Genomic DNA, 22,535 nt, shown 5'->3' on the forward strand with positions numbered 1-22,535 from the left:
TGCAATCATTACAAAATTGAAATTCTTTGTCCTTTTCGGGCATGATTTTCCGGCATATGGTAGCCGCCAATAAGTTTGGCCGAAGAGCGGCGGCAGACATAGGGGGCAATATGAGGCTGACTTGTCCAAATTGTGGGGCGCAGTACGAGGTCCCGGATGAGGTAATCCCCGAAACGGGTCGTGACGTTCAATGTTCGAATTGCGGCGATACCTGGTTTCAACATCACCCCGATCATCAACCGGCGGAGGACGAAGAGGACGCTGACGCATCGCATCCGGGATGGGACAGCCCTGAAGAAGAGCCGGAAACCGACGACGCAGAGGAAGAATCGCAAGATAGCGCCTCTGATCAGGGCGATGATACAGATCAGGACAGTGCCTCGGATTCTGAAGACGAGGCTGACACTGATCCCGGCCCTGAACCGCAATCCGATGAAGCCGGCGAGCCTGAGCCTGATCCGGAGGAAGGCGAAAAAGACGATCCACAAGAAGTGCCCCGGGATGCCGCCGATGATGAGCCCGAAGTCGGTGATGAGCCTGAAGCTGAAGAGGGCCCGCCGAGACGCGGGCTTGATCCCTCGATTGTCGATGTGTTGCGCGAAGAGGCTGCGCGCGAGCAGGAAGCGCGATCCGTCGAAACCAGCGGCGATCTGGAAACCCAACCGGATCTGGGCCTTGACGGCCCGTCAGAAGAAGACCAGCGATCGCAGGAATCACGTGAGCGCATGGCGCGTCTGCGTGGTTTGCCCGATGACGACGAACCGGAACCTGATCCCGGTCTGATCTCGCGCCGCAATCTGCTGCCGGATATTGATGAGATCAACTCGTCACTCGATTCCGAGAGTGCGCGTGTCGAAACGGATTATGCCTCGGGTGATGCGGCGGTGACCGAGGCTGTAGCTGCCCGTAAAGGATTCAATCGCGGCTTCCTGCGGGTAATACTTCTGACTGTGATCTTGGTGTTGGTCTATGTGCTAGCTCCGGCGATTTCGGAAAAAGTGCCGGCACTTGCGGGTGTGCTTTCGGGCTATGTCGATGCTGTGAACGCCGGTCGATTGTGGCTGAACGACATGCTCGGCGTGACCTCAACATCATAGCAACAAGCGCTAAAGTAGCGGCGCATCAAACCGCTGAAGCTCTGGAAGCGTAGCTTTGGAGCTGCCGCAATGTCCGGCGAGAAAGGCTGTACCGGTCGGCTCACGCTGACCTTAACTGAATTTCCGAAACAGCCGGGTGTGATCGAAAAGCTGGTCCAGCCGTTCGTATCGGTCCCGCGTCTCGGGCCATTTTTCTTCTTGAGTGGCTGCAATCAACGCTTCAAGCAACATCATTGTCGAGATGTTTGAATCCCATGCCGAGGGAATTTCGACCCAGCAATTGAAGATGTAATCGGCTTCCGACGCCACCGGAGACGCCCATTGATCCGTGATCAGGACGATGACCACCCCGCGCTCGGCCGCCAGTTTGGCCAGGTTCTGCAAATTGGTCTCGTAGCGGCGGACATCGAAGATCACCAAGGTATCGCCCTCGACCATATCCAGCACGTAATGCGGCCAGGTCGCCGAGGATGATGTCATATGGGTGACCCGTTGCCGGATCGCCTGAAAATGGGTGAAGGCATAATCGGCCAGCGCCCGTGTAATACGCCCTCCCACCACGTAGAGCCGCCCGTCAGTATTGGCCAGTTGCCGGGTCGCGCGATCAAAGCTTTCGGTGTCGACATTGGAAAATGTCTGGCTGAGGTTTTGCGTCACCGCCTGCGAAAATCTGTTCAGCAAATGCGACTCGGGCGCGTCGCTGACCCAGTTGTCGCGCCGCTGGGTCGGGCCCGAAACCTTGGCCTGTAGTTCCTTCAGCAGCGACTTATGGAAATGCGGATAGCCTTTGAACCCAAGCTTTTGCACCATCCGGGCCACCGTGGGCGTCGAAACCCCGGCGTTTTCCGCGACGATGGTGATCGAGGCCAGACCTGCCGCCGGGTAGTTTTCCAGCAATGAATTCGCGAACTTACGCTCGGACTGAGTGAGCGTCGCATAGTGTTCTCGAATAAGCTCTCGTACGGTTGCGGTCGGGTTGGTCAAGGGCATTCCCCCAGTGCTGGCCTACGGGTCGTGAATCGCGCTTGTCTGTAAATATTTCTTCAAGCGCGAAAAATCTCTGAAAATATATTGACACATTATCGGTGTTGCGAAAAGATATTTCCAAATCAGGGGGAGATCAGGATGTTCGGCGACGCTGCCACCGATCCGCCGCAGGCGGTCGAGGTGCTGAACCCGCAAGGCGCGGGCGTGGCGTTGATCCTGTGTGAGCATGCGTCTAACCACATTCCTGCGCGATATGACGGTTTGGGTCTGGACGCGGAGGTGCGGAGCAGCCATGCCGCGTGGGACCCCGGCGCGCGTTCCTTGTCGTTGCTGATATCCGCGGCTTTGGACGCGACGGTTGTGGCGTCTTGTGTCTCTCGTTTGGTCTATGATTGTAACCGACCACCCGAGGCATCCAATGCAATGCCGGTAAAATCCGAGAAATTCGACATCCCGGGCAACCAAAGCCTGTCACAGGCCAGTCGGGAGGAGAGGATCGCAACCGTCTATCGCCCTTTTTGTGACGCGGTAGATGATGTGGTCGCTGCCCGACAGGCGGCAGGCAGGCCCACCGTGTTGATCACGATGCATAGTTTTACGCCGGTGTATTTCGGTCGACCTCGTGCGGTTGAAATCGGCATCCTGCATGACGACGATAGCCGTCTGGCCAATGCGATGCTGGCGCAGGCGCATCTGCTGCCGCACCGCCGGATCGAGCGCAATGAGCCTTATGGCCCCGCTGATGGAGTTACTCATTCGCTAAAAATCCACGGCCAGGTGCATGGGTTTGCCAATGTCATGCTTGAGGTGCGCAATGATCTGCTACGGACGGCCGAGGATGAGCAGGCAATGGCCAATGAGCTCATGACTCTGATCACCCCCGCGCTTGAGACGCTGACTCTGGAAGGGGCCGGACGTGTCTAAGGTTGCGCTGGGATACATTCGATGGATCGACCGTATGAACCGGCTTATCGGTCGGGTGATCATGTATGGCGTCTTTGCGATGATCGGCGTGCTGCTCTGGTCGTCGGTGTCGAAAACCTTCTTCGTACCCGCGCTCTGGACGCTGGAAATGGCGCAGTTCTGCATGGTCGCCTATTATATGCTGGGTGGGCCATACTCGATCCAACTGGGCTCGAACGTGCGGATGGATCTGTTCTACGGCGCGTGGAGCGATCATCGCCGTGCCAGCTTCGATGCGCTGACCGTGTTCTTCCTGATCTTTTATCTGATCATCCTGCTTTGGGGCGGGATCAGCTCGACCGCCTATTCGCTGGGCGATTTCTCGGGCGAGCCGTTCAGTTTCTTCGCCTCGCTCATCGGCGCCTTCTTTACCGGTGGGCCTGACGCGGCACTGGCCGAAATGGGTCATATGGAACGCAGCCCCTCGGTCTGGCGGCCCTATCTGTGGCCAATCAAGCTGATCATGGTGATCGGGATCTTCCTGATGCTGCTGCAGGCCATCTCTGAACTTTGCAAGGATGTGCTGCGCATCCGGGGGCATGAAATCTGATGTCATACGAGATGATTGCTCTGCTGATGTTCTCGAGCATGATGCTGATGCTGCTGACCGGTCAGCGTGTATTCGGTGCCATCGGGTTTGTCGCCGTGGTTGCCGCGCTACTGCTCTGGGGGGATCGGGGTGGTTATGATCTGGGCTTTGCGGCCGCGATCAAGCTGATGAAATGGTATCCGCTGCTGACCCTGCCGATGTTCATTTTCATGGGCTACATCCTCAGCGAAAGCCGGATTGCCGACGACCTCTACAAGATGTTCCACGTCTGGATGGGCGGACTATCTGGCGGCCTAGCGATTGGTACGATCGGGCTGATGGTCCTGATTTCGGCAATGAACGGGCTGAGCGTGGCGGGCATGGCCATCGGGGCCACGATTGCGCTGCCCGAGTTGCTCAAACGCGGCTATGATAAACGCATGGTCACTGGGGTGATACAGGCTGGATCATCCCTCGGGATTCTTGTGCCGCCATCCGTTGTTCTGGTGCTCTACGCGATGATCGCGCGCCAGCCGGTTGGTCAGCTTTGGCTGGCGGGTGTCTTGCCTGGCCTGATGATGGCGGCGATGTTCATCATCTACATCGCCATTCGCTGCAAGATCACGCCTTCGCTCGGTCCGGTTTTGCCGAAAGAAGAGCGCGATGTCGGATGGCCCGAGAAGATACGTTTGCTGGGCGCGGGCCTGTTACCGCTGGTGATTTTCTTTTCGATGATGGTGCCTTTTGTCAAAGGCTGGACGTCGCTGGTCGAAAGCTCGGCCATTGGGGCGATGGCCGCCTTTGTCGCCGCCGTGCTGAAAGGCCGCATGACCCGCAAGGTGTTCGAGACCAGCGTGCGCAACACGCTTGGTATTTCCTGCATGTTCATGTGGATCATTCTGGCGGCTCTGGCCTTTGGCGCGGTCTTCGATGGGCTGGGCGCGGTCAAGGCGATCGAAAGCCTCTTTACCGAAAAGATGGGCCTCTCGCCGATCATGATCCTGATCCTGATGCAGCTCAGTTTTATCGTCATGGGCACGTTTCTGGATGATACCGCGATGCTGGTTATCGTGGCACCGCTCTATGTGCCGCTTGTGGGCGCGCTTGGCTTTGATCTGATCTGGTACGGCGTGCTTTATACGATCACCTGCCAGATCGCCTATATGACGCCACCTTTTGGCTATAACCTTTTCCTGATGCGGGCCATGGCCCCACCCGAGATCACGATCCACGATATCTACCGGTCAATCATTCCGTTCGTGCTGGTAATGACTTTCGCGCTGGCTGTGGTGATGATCTTCCCGCAAGTCGCCCTTTGGCTGCCGGATTATGTCTATGGGAAATAGAAAATTATCAGAGAACTCCGGGAACGGAGCATCAATTGTCGAGCACAAAACAGGAGAGAGAGTGATGACAACTAGAAGAAAGTTTTTAACCAGCGCCGGTATCGGTGCAGCAGCAACATTTGCCACACCTGCAATCGTAAAGGCGCAGACGCCGATCAAATGGCGTTTCCAGACCTATGCCGGGTCCGCCCTGGGCGAGCATGTGACCAAACCGATGGTCGACTATGTAAACAACGCCGCCAATGGCGAAATGGAGATCGAACTTTTCTATGCCGATCAGATCGTCCCCACTGGTGAGCTTTTCCAGGCGCTGCAGCGCGGCACCATCGACGCGGTGCACTCAGACGACGACTCGATGGCGTCACCCACGCCGCTTCGCCAGTTCGGCGGGTATTTCCCCTTTGCCACCAAGCACATCCTCGACGTGCCGGTGCTCTTTAACCAGTATGGCCTCGCCGATATCTGGCGGTCGGAATATGAAAAGGTCGGCGTCCAGTGGATTTCTGCCGCCGGTCAGGACCCGTGTAACTTCAACACCAAGAAGGAAATCAAATCGGTTGCCGATCTGGACGGACTCAGGCTCTATTCCTTCCCGACTGCGGGCCGTTTCATGGCCAAATTCGGCGTGGTGCCGATGAATATCCCGTACGAGGATGCAGAGGTGGCGGTGCAGACCGGTGAGCTCGATGGCATGGCCTGGTCAGGCATTACCGAGGATTACACCGTCGGCTGGGCAGACGTGACTGATTACTTCCTGACCAACAACATCTCGGGCGCCTGGATCGGGTCGTGGTTTGTCAACCAGCAGCGTTGGGCTGATCTGCCGGATCACCTCAAGCAACTGGTGATGGCAGCAACCGAAGCCGGTCATACCTACCGCAACCAGTGGTACTGGGGCGGCGAGGCGGCCCTGCGCGCCAAGGGCGACAAGCTGGAGCTTCGTACCGTGCCCGCGGATGAATGGGCCGAGGTAGAAAATGCCGCGAAGGACTTCTGGAAAGAGGTCGCCGAAGAGGGCGAAATCCAGCAGAAGATCATCAGCATCTTCCAGGAGTACAACTCGGTCATCAACCAGGCAGGACCGCCCTACACAAACGGTTGATTTGACCCAAATTCAATTCCGGTCCCTGCACTGCCCGGGGCCGGGTGACATTTGACATGCAAGAGAACGGACCCGGTGAAATGAGCCTGAGTTTCGAAGAGTTGAAAGCACAAGTCACCGCTGGTGATGTCGATACGGTGCTGGTCTGCCTTGTGGACATGCAGGGACGGCTGATGGGCAAGCGTTTCCATGCCGGGCATTTCATCGCCGGCGCCTGGGAAGAGACGCATTGCTGTAACTATCTGCTGGCCACCGATCTGGAGATGGCGACTCCCGATGGTTATGCCGCGACCTCCTGGCAGTCGGGCTATGGTGATTATGTGATGAAGCCCGACCTGACAACCCTGCGCCCGGTGCCGTGGTTGGACGGTACGGTGATGGTGCTGTGTGATGTGCTTGATCATCATACCCATGAAGACGTTCCCCATTCCCCCCGCGCGGTACTCAAAAAACAGCTCAGGCGCCTCGAGGCGATGGGCTATGACGCGATGATGGCGACCGAGTTGGAGTTTTTCCTCTTTGAGAAAAGCTTTGACGAGATCCGCAAGGAGAAGTTCCGCGATCTGGAACCGATCTCCGGCTACAATGAGGATTACGCGATCCTGCAGACCACCAAGGAAGAACATGTGATGCGGCCCATCCGCAATCATCTGTGGAACGCGGGTATCCCGGTGGAAAACTCCAAAGGCGAGGCCGAAACCGGGCAGGAAGAGCTGAACATCAAATATGCCGCAGCACTTGATACGGCGGATTACCACACAATCGCGAAAAATGCGGTCAAGGAGATCGCATTTCAGCAGGGCCATGCGGCGACCTTCCTGCCGAAATGGCACCACGACAAGGTTGGATCGTCCAGCCATGTGCACCAATCGCTGTGGAAAGATGGAAAGCCTGTATTCTACGACACGGATGACAAGCTGGGCATGTCCAACCTGATGAAGAATTATATGGCGGGTCTTTTGAAATACGCTCCGGATTTCACCTATTTTCTGGCGCCGTATATCAACAGCTATAAACGGTTCCAGAAAGGATCGTTTGCGCCGACCCGTACAATCTGGTCGGTGGATAATCGTACGGCCGGTTTCCGGCTCTGTGGTGACGGCACCAAGGCTGTCCGGGTCGAATGCCGCGTCGGCGGGTCGGATCTGAATCCCTACCTGGCGATGGCGGCACAGCTTGCCGCGGGTATTGCCGGGGTCGAGGAGGAGTTGCCGCTTGATCCGCCATTTTCCGGCGACGCATATGAGGGTGACAGCGGTATGATCCCGCAGACCCTTCGTGACGCGATGGTCACGCTGAAGGGGTCTGCCATGTTGCGGGCGGCGATGGGCGACGATGTGGTGGACCACTATGCGCGCGCTGCGGAGGTGGAGATCGAGGATTTCGACCGCGTTGTGACGGATTATGAGATCGCACGCGGGTTTGAGCGGGCCTGAGTATTTCGGCCAAGAAGAAGGGCAGGAATGCCTGAAACAGATGAGGAAAAAATGACGACACTTAGGTGTATCTCGCCGATTGATGGATCGGTGTTTGCCGAGCGCGAGGTGCTGTCGCGCGATGCGGCGATGGCTGCGACCAAGGCAGCCCGTGCGGCGCAGGCGGGCTGGGCGGCACGACCGCTGCAGGAGCGGATCGACCTGGTCATGGCCGGTGTCGCCGCCGTGGGCGCGATGAATGACGTGATCGTGCCGGAACTGGCCCATATGATGGGTCGTCCTGTCCGTTACGGCGGAGAATTTGGCGGGTTCAATGAACGCGCAACCCATATGGGTCAGATTGCCGCCGAGGCGCTGGCCGATATCCAGGTGGGTGAGGATGAGACATTTAGACGATATATCAAACGCATTCCCCAAGGCGTTGTCTTCGTCGTCGCCCCCTGGAACTACCCCTATATGACCGCGATCAATACGGTGGCGCCAGCGCTGATCGCCGGGAACACGGTGGTGCTGAAACACGCCACCCAGACACTTTTGGTGGGTGAACGCATGGCGGTGGCGTTTCACTCCGCTGGCATCCCTGAAAATGTCTTCCAGAACGTTTTTCTGGATCATGACACTACATCCGAGATGATCGCGCGGCGAGCCTTTGATTTTGTGAATTTCACCGGCTCGGTAGGCGGGGGTAAGGCGATGGAGCGCGCCGCGGCGGGCACATTTACCGGCGTCGGGACCGAACTGGGCGGCAAGGATCCCGGCTATGTGATGGAGGATGCGGATCTTGATGCGGCAGTGGACACGCTGATTGACGGGGCGATGTTCAACTCGGGCCAGTGCTGCTGCGGGATTGAGCGCATCTATGTGCATGAGAGCTTGTTTGATGCCTTTGTCGAAAAGGCGGTGCGAATCGTGAACGGTTATAAGCTGGGCGACCCTCTGGACAAGGAGACCTCGATCGGTCCGATGGCGAATGTGCGCTTTGCCCAAGAGGCGCGGGCGCAGATCGACGAGGCTTTGGCCGATGGCGCCACAGCTCATATCGATAAAATGCCCGCGGATGACGGTGCCGCTTACCTGACGCCGCAGATACTTACGAACGTGACCCACGATATGCGGGTGATGCGTGACGAAAGCTTTGGCCCGGTGGTGGGTATCATGCCCGTGAAGAGTGATGACGAAGCGGTCGCATTGATGAATGACAGCCAATTTGGTCTGACCGCGAGTCTCTGGACCCGCGATCTGGATCGGGCCGCGCGCGTTGGCGACCGGATCGAGACCGGGACCGTTTTCATGAATCGCGCGGATTACCTTGATCCGGGCCTGTGCTGGACCGGCTGCAAGGATACCGGGCGCGGCGGCGGCCTGTCGGTCATCGGCTATCACAATCTGACACGACCCAAATCCTACCATCTGAAGAAGGTGACATCATGAGCCTGACAGGAAACTGGTCTTACCCGACCGCAATGAAATTCGGCGCTGGCCGGATCAAGGAACTGCCCGATGCCTGCGCGGCGGCCGGCATCAAGAAACCGCTGCTGGTAACCGACAAGGGCTTGGCCGATCTGCCGGTCACCCTGTCGACGCTGGACATCATGGAGGCCGCCGGGCTGGGCCGGGGCATGTTCAGCGATGTCGATCCGAACCCGAATGAAAAGAACCTTGATGCGGGTGTCGCTGCCTACAAGGCCGGGGGTCATGACGGTGTGGTTGCCTTTGGCGGCGGTTCGGGGCTTGATCTGGGCAAGATGGTGGCCTTCATGGCGGGCCAGACCCGGCCCGTCTGGGATTTCGAGGATATCGGCGATTGGTGGACGCGCGCCGACGCTGACGCGATTGCGCCGATTGTTGCCGTGCCAACCACAGCGGGCACCGGTTCCGAGGTGGGGCGCGCGTCGGTCATCACCAATTCCCAGACCCATGTGAAAAAGATCATCTTTCACCCCAAGGTCCTGCCCGCGGTCGTGATCTGTGATCCGGAACTGACCGTGGGCATGCCGAAATTCATCACCGCTGGCACCGGGCTTGATGCCTTCGCCCATTGTGTCGAGGCATTTTCCAGCCCGCATTACCACCCAATGAGCCAGGGGATTGCACTGGAAGGCATGCGGCTAGTGATCGACAACCTGCCCCGCGCCTATGCCGATGGTACGGATATCGAAGCCCGCGCAAACATGATGAGCGCGGCAGCGATGGGGGCCACGGCTTTTCAGAAGGGTTTGGGGGCCATCCACGCGTTGAGCCACCCGATCGGCGCAGTCTATAACACGCATCACGGTACCACGAACGCGGTCTGTATGCCCGCGGTGCTGGAGATGAACGCCCCCGAAATCGAGGATCGCTTCAATCTGGCCGCGTCCTATCTGGGTATTTCAGGAGGGTTCGGTGGGTTCCGTGCCTTCGTGCAGGAATTCAACGATAGCCTTGGCATTCCCCGCAAGCTGCGGGACTTGGGTGTAGGCGATGACCGCATAGACGAACTGAGTGCGATGGCATTAGAAGACCCAAGCTGTGGCGGCAACCCGGTTGAACTGACGCGTGACAACCTGGCAGGGCTGTTCCGGGCTGTGATCTAGGGTATGTATCGGCTGATGCTGCACACGCCAAATTTCCTGAGGCGTGTGCGATGGGAGACCTTATGTCAACCGGCAACAGGTAATCCGCTGTCGTCTTTTAGTTGTTGCATCACAATCTGACTCAGTACGCGACCGACCGAAGGGTGCGGCAGCAGCACTTTCTGGATCAGATGATTGAGGGCCGGCAAATCTGCGCAATAGACACGCAGCAGATAGTCGGCATCTCCGGTCATCGTCCAGGCGGCGGTGATTTCCTTTTGCGAACCGATTAGACGATTGATTGCCGAATGGGTTTCCGCCGTTTGTGCAGCGGTCTGTATTTGCACAAAGGCCTGCACCGACAATCCCAACTTCTCGGCGCTTACCGTGCAGGTAGTGCCGGTGATATATCCTTCAGCCTCCAGCCGCTGGCGTCGACGGCCGATCTGCGAAGGCGACAGATGAAGAATATCTGAAAGCTCCTGCGCCGTGTTCTGCGCGTTGGCCTGGAGAATCTCGAGAAGGCGTCTGTCAGTGGAATCTAATTTGGCCATGCGTAATAATGGCGCATTATATTAATAGTATGCAATTATATCTTGATGTAATGCTATAATTTCCATAATTACGCGCACTTTTATCGTGAAATATGCGGTACTATTCTTCTTGAATTTCTTATTTGCAAGGAGCAGGAATATGGGCCCCTTCCCGCACGAAGCGCCGAAATCGAGCATTTCAGCGGATAACCCCGCTGGCACGGATGGATTTGAGTTCGTGGAGTTCGCGCATCCCGACCCGAATGCGCTGCGTGTGCTGTTCCGGAAAATGGGCTACACGCACACGGCAACGCATAAGTCCAAGGATATCCAGCTTTGGCAACAAGGTGACATCACCTATGTGCTGAACAACGAGCCGGGCAGTCACGCCCGCGCTTTTGTTGAAGAGCATGGTCCCTGTGCGCCCTCAATGGCTTGGCGGGTTGCAGATGCGCAGCATGCCTTTGATCATGCGGTCGCCCACGGCGCCACCCCCTATACCGGCGCCGACAAGACAATGAATGTGCCCGCAATCGAAGGGATCGGCGGATCGCTCCTCTACTTCATCGATCAGTATTACGAAGCCAATCCGTATAATGAGGAATTCAATTGGATCGCAGATGCGCGTCCGTTCGGCGTTGGTTTCCATTATCTCGACCACCTCACGCACAATGTTCACAAAGGTAACATGGATACCTGGTTCAGGTTTTATGGCGACCTGTTCAATTTCAAAGAAATTCGGTTCTTTGATATCGAGGGCAAGCATACCGGGCTGCTGAGCCGCGCCCTGACTTCGCCCTGTGGCCGCATCCGTATTCCGATCAACGAGGACCGGGGGGAGAAAGGTCAGATTGTCGAATATCTGAAACGCTATAAGGGTGAGGGTATTCAGCATATCGCGGTGGGTGCGCACAACATCTATGACGCTACGGATGCGATTGCCGCGCGCGGGCTAAAGTTCATGCCATCGCCGCCGGACACCTATTACGATCTGAGCAAAACGCGCGTTACCGGCCATGAAGAGCCGCTGGACCGGATGATGAAACACGGCATCCTGATTGACGGTGAAGGTGTCGTGGACGGTGGAGAAACCCGGATCCTGCTACAGATTTTTTCAAAAACGGTGATCGGCCCGATCTTCTTTGAGTTCATCCAGCGCAAGGGTGATGACGGATTTGGTGAAGGGAACTTCAAAGCCCTTTTCGAAAGCATTGAAGCGGATCAGATCGCGCGCGGTGTGCTTGACGATATCTGATTGCGGTATCTTTACCGCAAAAGAAAAAGGGCCGGAGCTTGCTACACCGGCCCTTTCGATTGTCTGGATTCTGTTATCAGACGTATTTTTTGATCTCACCCGACTTGAGGCGGCTGAGGTAGCTTTCCAGCTCGGCTTTGACGATCGGCATCAGGAAGTAGAGGCCGAAGATGTTCACAACCGCCATGGCAAAGATCGCCGCATCCGAGAAGTCGATGACTGGACCAAGATTGGCAGCGGCACCGATAACCACGAAGATGCAGAAGATGACCTTGAACACCAGTTCCTTGGTGTGCCCTTCCCCGAACAGATAGGTCCAGGCCTTGAGGCCGTAGTAGGACCAGCTGATCATGGTCGAGAAGGCGAACAGGATCACTGCGATCGCGAGGACGTATTTGAACCATCCGAAGGCTGAGGAGAAGGCCGCCGAAGTCAGCGCCACACCCTTGTTACCGTCAATAGTTTGGATGGTCGCACCACCCTCGTCCAGCATATAAAGGCCGGTATTCGGATCCTGCAACAGCTGACCGGTGATGATGATCACCAGCGCCGTCATGGTACAGATTACGACAGTGTCGATGAATGGTTCCAACAGCGACACGAAGCCTTCGGTGATCGGCTCTTTGGTCCGAACCGCCGAGTGGGCGATCGCAGCCGAGCCAACGCCCGCTTCGTTCGAGAAGGCGGCGCGTTTGAAGCCCTGGATCAGGGCCCCGACCATACCGCCTGCAACGCCTGCGCCAGTGAAGGCACCGTTAAAGATCTGACCGAAGGCCCAGCCAATCTTATCGGCGTTCATCAGCAGGATGACGAGTGCCGCGAGGACATACATCACACCCATGAACGGAACGACTTTTTCGGTCACTTTGGCGATGGATTTCAGGCCGCCGACGATAACTGCAAAGACAACACCGGCAAAGACGATCCCGGTAATCCAGCCAGGGTAGTCGCCAACAACGCCCGAGATCTGTGCATGCGCCTGGTTGGCCTGGAACATGTTGCCGCCGCCGAAGGCGCCGAGGATACAGAAGATCGAGAACATCACCGCCAGTATCTTGCCACCGGGCACGCCGCGTTCGGCAAAACCCTTGGTCAGGTAGTACATCGGGCCACCTGAAACGGTGCCATCCTCGTATTCGTTGCGGTATTTGACGCCCAGCGTACATTCGGTGAATTTCGAGGCCATGCCCATCAGGCCCGCGAGGATCATCCAGAACGTCGCGCCGGGGCCGCCGATACCTACGGCCACCGCCACGCCGGCGATGTTACCCAGACCAACCGTGCCTGAAAGCGCGGTGGCAAGGGCCTGGAAGTGGCTGACCTCACCGGCATCGTTCGGATCGGAATAATCGCCTTTGACCAGCGAGATCGAATGCGCGAAGGCGCGGAACTGGATAAAGCCGAAATAGACTGTGAACACGGTCGCGGCGACAACCAGCCACATCACGATCCAGGGGAAGGTAGTGCCCGGAAACGGGCTGAAGATGAAATTGACGAACCAGCCGGTCGAATTGGCGAACATTTCATTCACCTTTTCATCGAGCGTCTGGGCCATCGCCGGTGCGCTGGTCAATGCCAGCCCGGCTGCAGCGCTTGCCGCGTAGGTTAGATTTCGAAACATGTGACTATCCCTGAGTTCTTTTTGATTATGGCACGATCGTGCAAGGAACGGGCGCCGTCTGCGCAAGCGAACCCGCTACCGACCCGAAGATGCGTGCGCCCAGATTGTTATCGCCGTCACGGCCGATCACGATCTGGCTTGCACCATCTTTGCAAATGTCGCTGAGCGTATTTGCAATGTGGCCGTATTTGATGGCGGTCTCGACCGTCACGCCGCTATCGGCGAGCTTGGCAACCACCGGGTCCATCAGCGCTTCTTTGGCGCGGGCAAGCTCTTCGTTGCGTCGTTTATGACGTTCTTCAAGCTCACTTGGGGTCAGGAATGAGTAGGCTGACCATTCAAGCACATGGGCGACCACGATGCTGCCCCCTTCTTCTCTGGCTCGTTCGACAGCGAATTCTAGCGCCCGATTGGACGCTTCACTGCCGTCGTAGCCGACGACGATTTTTGCGGACATTAAATCCTCCCGTTTTGTCATCACGCCATGTTTGGCATGGCTCGACAATACCACAGGTTGCGGCGCAATAAACATTGAAGCCCGTTGTCATTTGAGAAAATTTTGGAAATAATGCACATATTCAAGCATAAGTCAGGAAATTTTCCAATGGATCGACTGGACCGCCATATACTTTCCATACTTCAGGAGGATGGGCAGATTCCGATGGTTCGCCTGTCCGAAAGGGTTGGATTATCGCTGTCTGCGTGTCACCGCCGCGTCAAAATCATGGAGGCGAACGGCACGATTTCCAATTATTCGGCTGTGGTGGACCGAAAGGCGATCGGGTTGGAATTACAGGTTTTCATCGAGGTCAAGCTGACATCGCATTATAAAGAGGATCAGACTCTGTTCGAAGAAAAGATCAAGGCGATGCCTGATGTGCTGGAATGCCATCTGATCTCAGGCGAGTTTGATTATCTGATGCGGGTGGCGGTCAGCAACCCTGCGGATTACGAGGATTTCTATCGCAATCGGCTGTCGCAAATCCCGTCAATCTCGCAGGTCAAGACATTGCTCAGCCTCTCGACGCTCAAGGAATTCAGGGGGTTTAACCTCGAATTATTGAAAGATTGAGATTTGACTGCGCTTTGCTGCGGCAGGCGGTGGCCTTTGCAAACAGGTCTTACAATCGGCGAATCTTGGCGCGGATTTTGGCCCAGCCGCCGGGGCTTAGAAAGAACGACAGGACAAAGCCAAAGATGAAGCCGCCCACATCCGCTAGCCATTGGCTGTTACCCCCGAAGAGAAGGCCGAAAACAAGTTGCAGGGCCAAAAGCACACCAATCAGTGAAAAGGCCCGCGCCTGCCGCTCGCCCATCTGCCCCAGCTTGAGCCACATCAGGTAGGTAAAGCCGCCGATCAGCCCGTAAACACCGGGAAAGGCTCCGACCAGCCAAGGCTGCCCGGACCCGGCGGTTAAACCATAGGCGGCGGCCCCACCAATGGCGGAGGCGATAAACAATGTCAGCGTCGCCCACTGGCTGAACACCTCGCCCACGAATTTGCCAAGTGCCAACACCATCGCCCCGGCAAAAAGCGCGTGGGTGAATGTGCCATGCACAAATATATAGCTGACAAGGCGCATCAGATGCTCTTGCGGATAGCGCCCGTTTTGCACCATCCAGGCCATGAGGTCAGCGTTGAAGCCATAGGTCTGGATGGCCGAATTGCGCCACCCGATTGCACCCGGCCCCCCCGCCAGTCCGCGCGCGCCCAGTTGAAAGATCACCTCGATCGCCATCATCGACAGAAACAGTGCCACGATCACTGGGGGCAACGGGTTGACCGGGCTGGTGGTTTCAGGGCTGCTCATGCCTGCTCTCCTTGACGGGGCTTTGGCCGATGAGTAAGCGAGGCGGACGAATAAATCCAGTCGGAGTTGAGACATGACCGAGGCGCCATTCACGCCACGCGTATTTTCAGGCATCCAGCCGTCGGGCGGGTTGACCCTTGGCAATTACCTCGGCGCGCTCAAGCGTTTTGCGCAGGCGCAGGATGCCGGCGTCGAAACGATCTATTGCATGGTCGATCTGCATGCGATCACCGTCTGGCAGGACCCCGAGAAGCTGCGCCATGCGACGCGCGAGCTGTGCGCGGGCTTCATCGCGTCCGGTGTCGATCCGGAAAAGTCGATCCTGTTCAATCAGAGCCAGGTGGCCGAACACGCGCAACTGGCTTGGATTTTCAATTGTGTGGCGCGCATGGGCTGGATGAAGCGCATGACGCAGTTCAAGGACAAGGCGGGCAAGAACGCCGAAAACGCCTCATTGGGTCTGTTCGGTTACCCGGCGCTGATGGCGGCAGATATTCTGATCTATCACGCCACCCATGTGCCGGTAGGCGAGGATCAGAAGCAGCATCTGGAGTTGACCCGCGACATCGCGACAAAGTTTAACCATGACTATGGAGTCGATTTCTTCCCCATTACCGAGCCGGTGATCGAGGGCGCGGCGACAAGGGTGATGAGCCTGCGGGACGGATCGAAAAAAATGTCCAAGTCGGACCCGTCGGACATGAGCCGGATCAACCTGACCGACAATGCCGACACGATCGCCAAGAAGATCCGCAAGGCCAAGACCGATCCCGAGCCGCTGCCCTCGGAGGTGGTGGGGTTGGCGGAGCGTCCCGAGGCGCGCAACCTGATCAATATCTACGCAGCGCTATCTGACCAAAGCGTCGAGCAGGTAATGCGCGACGTGGGCGGTAAGGCGTTTTCCGAATTCAAGCCAATGCTGGCCGATCTGGCGGTGGCGCAGATGTCGCCAATCTCGACCGAGATGTCCCGGCTGATGCAGGATCAGGCAGAGATCGACCGGGTTCTAGCCGAAGGTGCGGGTCGTGCACGAGCGATCGCTGCGCCGATCCTGCGCAAAACCTATGAAATCGTCGGCATGGTAGGCGCCTGATCTGCTAGATTGATTTTTGCGACCGCTTGGGCTCTGATCTTGCAAAGGGATTATAGCCGGAGGGGACCATGACCTTAGATACAACACAAAGCGCGGGGCGCGTGAAATGGGGTGTAAAGGCGCAGACTGGTGTTTTGACGGATGTTCTGCTGGGTCGGCCCGATCATTTCAGCTGGGTGCCGCTGAATTCAATCTCGGCTGTGACTTTCGCCAACATGGAAGAGATGGGATATCGTTTCGATGCACAGAAGGCCGCAAGCCAGCATCGCAGGATGGTCGAGGTTTACGAGGCCAATGGCGTCAATGTGCATTATGTCGAGGCGGATGAGGGGCTGCCCTCGTCGGTATTCACCCGAGACAGCAGTTTCATGACACCGTGGGGTGCGGTTATCACCTCGATCCAGACCCCGCCGCGCCGGCGCGATTACGCGGTCGCCAGCCGGTTCTATCACGAGGCCGACATTCCGATTTGGAAGTGGGTGACCGCAGGACATTTCGAAGGTGGTGATTTTGTCATTCTGAAACCCGGCGTGGCGCTGCTTGGCTGGTCGGGGGATCGGTCCACCAAGGAAGGGGCCGAACAGGTGGCCGGTTGGCTGCGCGACAAGGATTGGGAAGTGCTGGTCACACCGATCCCACCGCAATTCGTGCATATGGATGCGGTTGTGGTCATGCTGGAAAAAAGCCTGGCACTGGTGTGTGAGGATGCGCTGCAACCCTATGCGCTGGATTACATCAGACAGACCCACGAGATCGACATTGTACCAGTGGCTTATGCGGATTGCGTCAAACTGGGTGGAAACATCGTCTCGCTTGGCAATAAACGCGTGCTGTCGATGAGCCATAATATCAACGTTAACCGACAACTTGCCGAGCGCGGTTTCGAGGTGACGGCGATTGACTATGACATGTTCGCACTTGGCGGCGGCGGAGTGCATTGTTCGTGCCACGAGCTTCATCGAGAACCTGACTAGAACCTGTTTGTCTCTGCACAGCAGTTGGACAAAATCTGTCAATTGAACGGGGTTGAGAAGAAGTTATGTTTTGATCATTCAACGAAAGGATATCCCGATGGCCCAGCCTATCCACCCTGCGACCCGTATTGGCCATGTGCATCTGAAAGTGGCTGATCTTGACCGGGCGATTGATTTTTACAGTGGTGTGCTGGGGTTTGAACTTCGGCAGCGTTATGGCGCACAGGCCGCGTTTCTGGCGGCGGGTGGCTATCACCATCATCTGGGGTTGAACACCTGGGAGAGTCTGGGTGGCAGCCCGGCGCCGAAGGGACATACCGGGCTTTATCACACGGCCATTCTTTACCCAGATCGTGCCCAGCTTGCCGATGCGGTTGCGCGCGTCAAGGCCGTGGGCATACCGATCGAAGGGGCAGCGGATCACGGTGTCAGCGAGGCGGTATATATCTCGGACCCGGATGGCAACGGGGTGGAGCTTTATTGTGACAAGCCCGAGGCGGATTGGCCACGCAGCGAAGACGGGTTTCTTGCCATGGTCAACCAGCCACTCGATATCGATCAACTCTTGTCAGAAGCGCCGCGCTGAGGCTGGACCTTGATACCGGGGCGACCTAGGTTTGCCGAAAACCGGGAGGGAAAATGGCGACTGGCAGCAATATCCGCACCTATTTCAATGGTACTTGGCATGACGGTGATATGGCGGTGATGAAGGCCGCTGATCACGGAATGTGGCTGGGCAGTAATGTGTTCGACGGTGCGCGGATGGCCCACGGTCTGACCCCCGATCTTGATAAGCATTGCGCCCGGGTAAATGCCTCGGCCGAAGCGCTGATGGTCTCGCCCACGGTGATGGCCGAGGATATGGTTGAGATCGTCAAGGAAGGGCTGAGAGCTTATTCGCAAGATACTGCCGTCTATATCAGGCCGATGTACTGGGCGCTTGATTGCGGTATGTCGGCGATTGTGCCGAAAGAAGGTGGCGATACAGGTTTTGCCATCTGCCTCGAGGAAATCCCGATGGCCGCGCCGGAAGACACAGCAACGCTGACGCGCACGCGGTTTCGCCGCCCGGTACTGGAGGATGCAGTAGTGAATGCCAAGGCGGCGTGCCTTTATCCCAACAACGCCCGCATGCTGGCCGAGGCGCGCGGCAAGGGATTTTCCAATGCACTGGTCGCTGATGCCCTAGGAAATGTGGCCGAGGCGGCGACCTCTAACGCCTTTGCGGTCAAAGATGGCGAAGTTTTCACCCCGGTTCCGAACGGTACGTTTCTGGCGGGGATCACGCGGGCGCGTCACATCGCCAATTTACGCGCCGATGGGATAAAGGTGCATGAATGTGTTATGTCGTTCGAGGACTTTCACGACGCTGACGAGGTTTTCCTGTCCGGCAATATGATGAAGGTCACGCCGGTTGCCGCATTTGATGAGACCAATTTCCAGACCGGCCCGATCACGCGCCGCGTCCGCGAGATGTATTGGGACTGGGCCGCGACAGCATGATCTGCCGGTAGAGCGCCCCAACTCGGGGGTCTGACACGGCGCATTCTGTTGCCGGAAACCCTGGTCCGTGCGGGAAAGCTCGTCCGGGAAATGACCAGAGAAATCGCGCTTAAGTTGAGAGGCCACGGTGTTCGTGGTATAATTCTTGGATATTTGTGAGGTTTTTCTCGTGAAATATTCTACCTACTATATTGAAAACAGTAAATTCGGCGAGACGAAGAAAAGCATTGAAAAGGCAGGCGGCTGGTGGGTTCGATTCGGCACCGATGTGCTGGCCTATGCCGCGAACAACCGCTGGGCGGAGGTCGATGCGCGTTTTTCAGCCGAAAGTCGTGGCACCGGCCAGGGCGTGGGCAGCGTGCGCAAAAGTGATCTGCATCTGGTGGTTCAGAAAGGTCGTACCTTTCAACAGGAATATCCGGATACCGAAGTACTTTTTGACAAGGGCCGTTATCTGGTTGTCTCAATCTCGCCGTCAGAGGCGAAAAAGCTGAACGAGCGCGAGGATGTGTGTTTCAACATCTTACCGCTTGAGGAAAATCGGGTTGTTTTTGAACAGCGCGTGCCTAAGCGCACAGAAACGCCGAGCGGTACGCCACAGGCTGATCTGGTGTCGGGGGTTCGGAAATCAGTATTCGAATCCTACGTCGCGCATCTGGTGTCCTACCCGACCCGGCTGTCGACCAGCGCGCATTATCTCGAGGCAGCGGGATGGTGCAACGGCGTATTGGCAGGCATGGGTTATGCTTCCAGTCTTGAAGATGTCTCGTTGCCCGGTGGTAAGCGCTCGGCCAATGTGGTGGCCAGACGTCAGGGCAAAGGCGGGATCGACCGCGAAAACGTGGTCATCGTGGCACATCTCGATTCGGTGAACCATCCGGGCGGGCCAGCGGCCGACGCGCCGGGGGCTGACGACAATGCCAGCGGGTCGGCCGGGCTGCTGACCCTCGCGGCGGGCTGTGCAGGGTACGAGTTTACCCATGATCTGACATTCATTCTATTCGGCGGTGAAGAACAGGGCCTGCATGGCAGCACACAGTTTGTGACCTCGCTCCCTCCTGCTGAACGAGCCCGCACGCGGGCAGTGCTGAACATGGACATGATCGGGTCAGTCAATGCCACGCCGCCTGCCGTGTTGCTGGAAGGGGCCGAGCTCAGTCAATCGCTGATCGATGGATTGGCCACCGCCGCCACGCAATTTACATCACTCACGGTTCAAACCTCTCTCAACCCCTTTGCCAGCGATCACGTCCCGTTTATCGACGCGGGCATCCCGGCTGTGCTGACCATTGAAGGGGCGGACAGCGCCAACGCCGCGATCCATACCGGCGAGGATACGCTAGACAACATTGATGCGGATTTCGCTACGCAAATACTGCAGATGAATGCCGGGTTTATTGCGGTGGAGGCCGGAGTCACGAAGCCTGCGGTTGATTGCGGCTGTGGCGCTGGCCCGGCTGTGGATCAAGCGGGCGGCACCCAAGCGGTGCGCGATCTGACATTTCACTATCAGGCGCTTTTTGCACAATATGCGCGATTGGGGCGCGACGGGCTGCTGACCCCTGCAGATTATGGCAATTGGCAGGCCGCGCGCGCTGCGCATGACGCGCTCGTGCAGCAGGCCGGTACCCACCCGCAAGGTGCGCCGGTATGCTGATCATGTCGCGATACGAGCAGGATGGGACGAACCGATGACTGGCCATCTGGATGTGACCGGTGAATGGGTGGAAATCGCTGAAGAGGGCGGGGATGACACGGTCGTGTTCCTACGCCAAGGCCCTGATATACCACCATCCCGCGGCGGGCGTCGGCAATTGCATCTGAAGTATCAGGGCGAGGCCGGAGCCGAGGCCCCGGGCCCGACCGACAAATCGGAAAGTGCCGGAACCGGCGGATGGTTTCGCGATGGCACAACACTTCATATCCGCGTGCCCGGCTGGGAGGGCGATTATGACATCGTGGATGTGCAGGATACCCGGCTGGTCCTGCGCCGACGCTGATGGGCTCGGGCATTGGCGAGACTACGGGCCGGATTACCGGCTGACGTTGCTCAGGAACCTGTCTTCGTACAGTCGCTGAGCTTTGCGCCCTGACAAGTTCGGTTCCGGCGCAGCAGATACAGATGTTTTTTTGAAACCCCGCATTTTTATTCGCGGACATTTATTTGACAAAAAAGGGAGGAAACCAAATGGCTAACGACAAAATCCCAAAACAACGCGGTTGCGGCACCATGGAGGTGCACCGGCGGATGCTGGACACCGATCCCGAATATGCCCGCCGTCTGACCCGTATCGAAGAACATGCGTTTCGCACCGCCATGTCCGGCACGATGTTGCGCCCGGGTTGCACGCAGATCCCCGTGGTTGTGCATGTGGTCTGGAAGACGGCCGTGCAAAATATCAGCCAGGCGCAGATTGATAGCCAGATCGAGGTGCTGAACCGAGATTTTCGCAAGAAAAACAATGATGTCTCGAACGTTCCGGCGCCGTTCGCCCCGCTGGCCGGTGACGCTCGGATCGAGTTTGTGCTGGCCTCGACCGACCCCGATGGCAACCCCACCGATGGTGTGACCCGGACCGAGACCAACAAAAGCTCGTTTGGGTCGGGCGATGAGGTCAAATTCACTGCGCAGGGCGGGCATGATGCCTGGCCACGCGACGACTACCTCAATATCTGGGTTTGCCAGCTTTCGGGTGGCCTGTTGGGATATGCGCAGTTTCCGGGCGGTGCGGCGGCTACCGATGGGGTGGTCTGCACCCATACCGGTTTTGGCACCACCGGCACCGCGTCACCGCCTTTCGATAAGGGACGGACCACCACGCATGAGGTTGGCCACTGGCTGAACCTGCGTCATATCTGGGGCGATGATGGCGGCGGCTGTTCGGGCACGGATTTTGTCGCCGATACGCCTAATCAGGCGGGGCCGAATACCGGCAAGCCGACATTCCCATCCGTTACCTGTTCGAACGGACCGAATGGCGACATGTTCATGAACTACATGGATTACGTCGATGACGATACAATGGTCATGTTCACCGAAGGTCAGATCGCACGGATGCAGGCATGTCTTGACGGGCCGCGCAGCGCCATTGGCAAGACCATCTCGTGCGTCGACATCGGCCCGAAGGTTCCGCCCAAGGACAACCCAAAGGATCTTATCAAGGAGCTTCCGAAAGACCCTCCAAAAGACATCCCCAAGGACGGGCTAAAAGACTTTCCGAAAGATCCACCCAAGGACATTCCAAAAGATGGGCAAAAGGATTTTCCCAAGGATATCGTCAAGGACCCGGGCAAGGACTTCGGCAAGGATCCAGGCAAGGAGCCCATCAAGGACATCATCAAGGAAGGCCCCTTCGATCCGCCCGGAAAGCCACCGCGCTTTGATCCCGGACCCAAGGACTTTATGGGAGATGTGCCGGGAAAAGCAGTGCTCGATCCGCCAAAATCCTTCCTCGAACCCCCGTTCAGTCCGCCGGGCGGGCCAACGCCCCAACCAATGCCCCCCATGCAGCCGGCACAGCTCAACGTGCCCTTTGTTCTGGGAACCGGGGTTTCGCAGGTCCAGTCTGCACCACAACAGGATGCCCGGGCCCAGTATCTCGCCCATTACGCACAGATTCTGCAGCAATATGCAGAGTTGAACCAGCGCGGTATGCTGGATGCGCAGGGCCTCGCGGCGTGGCAGCAGATATGGGCGGCTTATCAGCAGCTTGGTGGAAGCTAGGCGCTACCT

Annotated in this window: 22 protein-coding genes; 17 read left to right on the forward strand and 5 right to left on the reverse strand. The window is 57.4% G+C overall.

What is annotated here, in order from left to right:
• The first annotated feature begins 110 nt into the window (after positions 1 to 110).
• Positions 111 to 1,097 carry a zinc-ribbon domain-containing protein gene (locus tag LC334_RS05750; protein ID WP_085799525.1) on the forward strand — a complete coding sequence of 329 codons (987 nt, stop codon included), beginning with the start codon at positions 111 to 113 and terminating at the stop codon, positions 1,095 to 1,097.
• Between the two features lie 111 nt (positions 1,098 to 1,208).
• Here the strand turns inward: LC334_RS05750 and LC334_RS05755 are convergent, their stop codons facing one another.
• Positions 1,209 to 2,081, reverse strand: a complete 873-nt coding sequence (locus tag LC334_RS05755) for a MurR/RpiR family transcriptional regulator (protein ID WP_085799526.1) — start codon at positions 2,079 to 2,081, stop codon at positions 1,209 to 1,211.
• A 141-nt stretch (positions 2,082 to 2,222) separates the two neighbouring features.
• On the opposite strand from LC334_RS05755, the gene LC334_RS05760 reads away from it, so the two are divergent.
• From LC334_RS05760 to LC334_RS05790, 7 genes are all read left to right on the forward strand, one after another.
• On the forward strand, positions 2,223 to 3,008 hold the full coding sequence (locus LC334_RS05760; protein WP_085799309.1) for an N-formylglutamate amidohydrolase: 786 nt from the start codon (positions 2,223 to 2,225) through the stop codon (positions 3,006 to 3,008).
• Positions 3,001 to 3,597: a TRAP transporter small permease subunit gene (locus LC334_RS05765; protein ID WP_370737936.1), complete on the forward strand. Its 597-nt coding sequence runs from the start codon at positions 3,001 to 3,003 to the stop codon at positions 3,595 to 3,597. The genes LC334_RS05760 and LC334_RS05765 overlap by 8 nt, the downstream gene beginning before the upstream one ends.
• Complete coding sequence (locus tag LC334_RS05770; protein ID WP_085799311.1) at positions 3,597 to 4,922, forward strand: TRAP transporter large permease; 1,326 nt, start codon at positions 3,597 to 3,599, stop codon at positions 4,920 to 4,922. The genes LC334_RS05765 and LC334_RS05770 overlap by 1 nt, the downstream gene beginning before the upstream one ends.
• Before the next feature lie 64 nt (positions 4,923 to 4,986).
• Positions 4,987 to 6,024, forward strand: coding sequence for a TRAP transporter substrate-binding protein (locus LC334_RS05775; RefSeq protein ID WP_085799312.1), 1,038 nt, complete (start codon positions 4,987 to 4,989; stop codon positions 6,022 to 6,024).
• Positions 6,025 to 6,104: 80 nt separating this feature from the next.
• Complete coding sequence (locus LC334_RS05780; RefSeq protein WP_085799527.1) at positions 6,105 to 7,460, forward strand: glutamine synthetase family protein; 1,356 nt, start codon at positions 6,105 to 6,107, stop codon at positions 7,458 to 7,460.
• A 51-nt stretch (positions 7,461 to 7,511) separates the two neighbouring features.
• Positions 7,512 to 8,891 (forward strand): aldehyde dehydrogenase family protein, encoded by a 1,380-nt coding sequence (locus tag LC334_RS05785; RefSeq protein WP_085799528.1) that lies wholly within the window; start codon positions 7,512 to 7,514, stop codon positions 8,889 to 8,891.
• The gene (locus tag LC334_RS05790; protein WP_085799313.1) at positions 8,888 to 10,033 is read left to right on the forward strand and encodes an iron-containing alcohol dehydrogenase; all 1,146 of its coding nucleotides are present in this window, start codon (positions 8,888 to 8,890) and stop codon (positions 10,031 to 10,033) included. The genes LC334_RS05785 and LC334_RS05790 overlap by 4 nt, the downstream gene beginning before the upstream one ends.
• 65 nt (positions 10,034 to 10,098) lie before the next feature.
• On the opposite strand, the gene LC334_RS05795 is transcribed toward LC334_RS05790, so the two are convergent.
• Positions 10,099 to 10,566 carry an Lrp/AsnC family transcriptional regulator gene (locus tag LC334_RS05795; protein WP_085799314.1) on the reverse strand — a complete coding sequence of 156 codons (468 nt, stop codon included), beginning with the start codon at positions 10,564 to 10,566 and terminating at the stop codon, positions 10,099 to 10,101.
• Positions 10,567 to 10,705: 139 nt separating this feature from the next.
• Here LC334_RS05795 and hppD point away from each other — a divergent pair, with 139 nt between their 5' ends.
• Positions 10,706 to 11,800 (forward strand): 4-hydroxyphenylpyruvate dioxygenase, encoded by a 1,095-nt coding sequence (gene hppD / locus LC334_RS05800; protein ID WP_085799315.1) that lies wholly within the window; start codon positions 10,706 to 10,708, stop codon positions 11,798 to 11,800.
• Between the two features lie 76 nt (positions 11,801 to 11,876).
• Here hppD and LC334_RS05805 read toward each other — a convergent pair whose 3' ends face one another.
• Positions 11,877 to 13,421 (reverse strand): alanine/glycine:cation symporter family protein, encoded by a 1,545-nt coding sequence (locus tag LC334_RS05805; protein WP_085799316.1) that lies wholly within the window; start codon positions 13,419 to 13,421, stop codon positions 11,877 to 11,879.
• 25 nt (positions 13,422 to 13,446) lie between these two features.
• Positions 13,447 to 13,878 carry a universal stress protein gene (locus LC334_RS05810; protein WP_085799529.1) on the reverse strand — a complete coding sequence of 144 codons (432 nt, stop codon included), beginning with the start codon at positions 13,876 to 13,878 and terminating at the stop codon, positions 13,447 to 13,449.
• 147 nt (positions 13,879 to 14,025) lie between these two features.
• On the opposite strand from LC334_RS05810, the gene LC334_RS05815 reads away from it, so the two are divergent.
• Entirely contained in the window at positions 14,026 to 14,493 is a 468-nt protein-coding gene (locus LC334_RS05815; RefSeq protein ID WP_085799317.1) for an Lrp/AsnC family transcriptional regulator, read from the forward strand.
• Positions 14,494 to 14,542: 49 nt separating this feature from the next.
• On the opposite strand, the gene LC334_RS05820 is transcribed toward LC334_RS05815, so the two are convergent.
• Positions 14,543 to 15,232 carry a rhomboid family intramembrane serine protease gene (locus LC334_RS05820; protein ID WP_085799318.1) on the reverse strand — a complete coding sequence of 230 codons (690 nt, stop codon included), beginning with the start codon at positions 15,230 to 15,232 and terminating at the stop codon, positions 14,543 to 14,545.
• A 73-nt stretch (positions 15,233 to 15,305) separates the two neighbouring features.
• Here LC334_RS05820 and trpS point away from each other — a divergent pair, with 73 nt between their 5' ends.
• From trpS to LC334_RS05855, 7 genes are all read left to right on the forward strand, one after another.
• The gene (gene trpS, locus LC334_RS05825; protein WP_085799319.1) at positions 15,306 to 16,325 is read left to right on the forward strand and encodes a tryptophan--tRNA ligase; all 1,020 of its coding nucleotides are present in this window, start codon (positions 15,306 to 15,308) and stop codon (positions 16,323 to 16,325) included.
• Between the two features lie 68 nt (positions 16,326 to 16,393).
• Entirely contained in the window at positions 16,394 to 17,299 is a 906-nt protein-coding gene (locus tag LC334_RS05830; protein WP_085799320.1) for a dimethylarginine dimethylaminohydrolase family protein, read from the forward strand.
• A gap of 97 nt (positions 17,300 to 17,396) precedes the next feature.
• Complete coding sequence (locus LC334_RS05835; protein ID WP_085799321.1) at positions 17,397 to 17,885, forward strand: VOC family protein; 489 nt, start codon at positions 17,397 to 17,399, stop codon at positions 17,883 to 17,885.
• A gap of 53 nt (positions 17,886 to 17,938) precedes the next feature.
• Complete coding sequence (locus LC334_RS05840) at positions 17,939 to 18,802, forward strand: branched-chain amino acid aminotransferase (RefSeq protein WP_085799322.1); 864 nt, start codon at positions 17,939 to 17,941, stop codon at positions 18,800 to 18,802.
• Positions 18,803 to 18,971: 169 nt separating this feature from the next.
• Positions 18,972 to 20,459, forward strand: coding sequence for a M28 family metallopeptidase (locus LC334_RS23180; RefSeq protein ID WP_139836316.1), 1,488 nt, complete (start codon positions 18,972 to 18,974; stop codon positions 20,457 to 20,459).
• 34 nt (positions 20,460 to 20,493) lie between these two features.
• Positions 20,494 to 20,802: a hypothetical protein gene (locus LC334_RS05850; protein WP_085799324.1), complete on the forward strand. Its 309-nt coding sequence runs from the start codon at positions 20,494 to 20,496 to the stop codon at positions 20,800 to 20,802.
• 188 nt (positions 20,803 to 20,990) lie between these two features.
• Positions 20,991 to 22,526 (forward strand): zinc metalloprotease, encoded by a 1,536-nt coding sequence (locus LC334_RS05855; RefSeq protein WP_217809106.1) that lies wholly within the window; start codon positions 20,991 to 20,993, stop codon positions 22,524 to 22,526.
• Positions 22,527 to 22,535: the final 9 nt, after the last annotated feature.

The sequence above is a fragment of the Roseovarius aestuarii genome (assembly GCF_019966515.1).
Taxonomy (GTDB): Bacteria; Pseudomonadota; Alphaproteobacteria; order Rhodobacterales; family Rhodobacteraceae; genus Roseovarius; species Roseovarius aestuarii.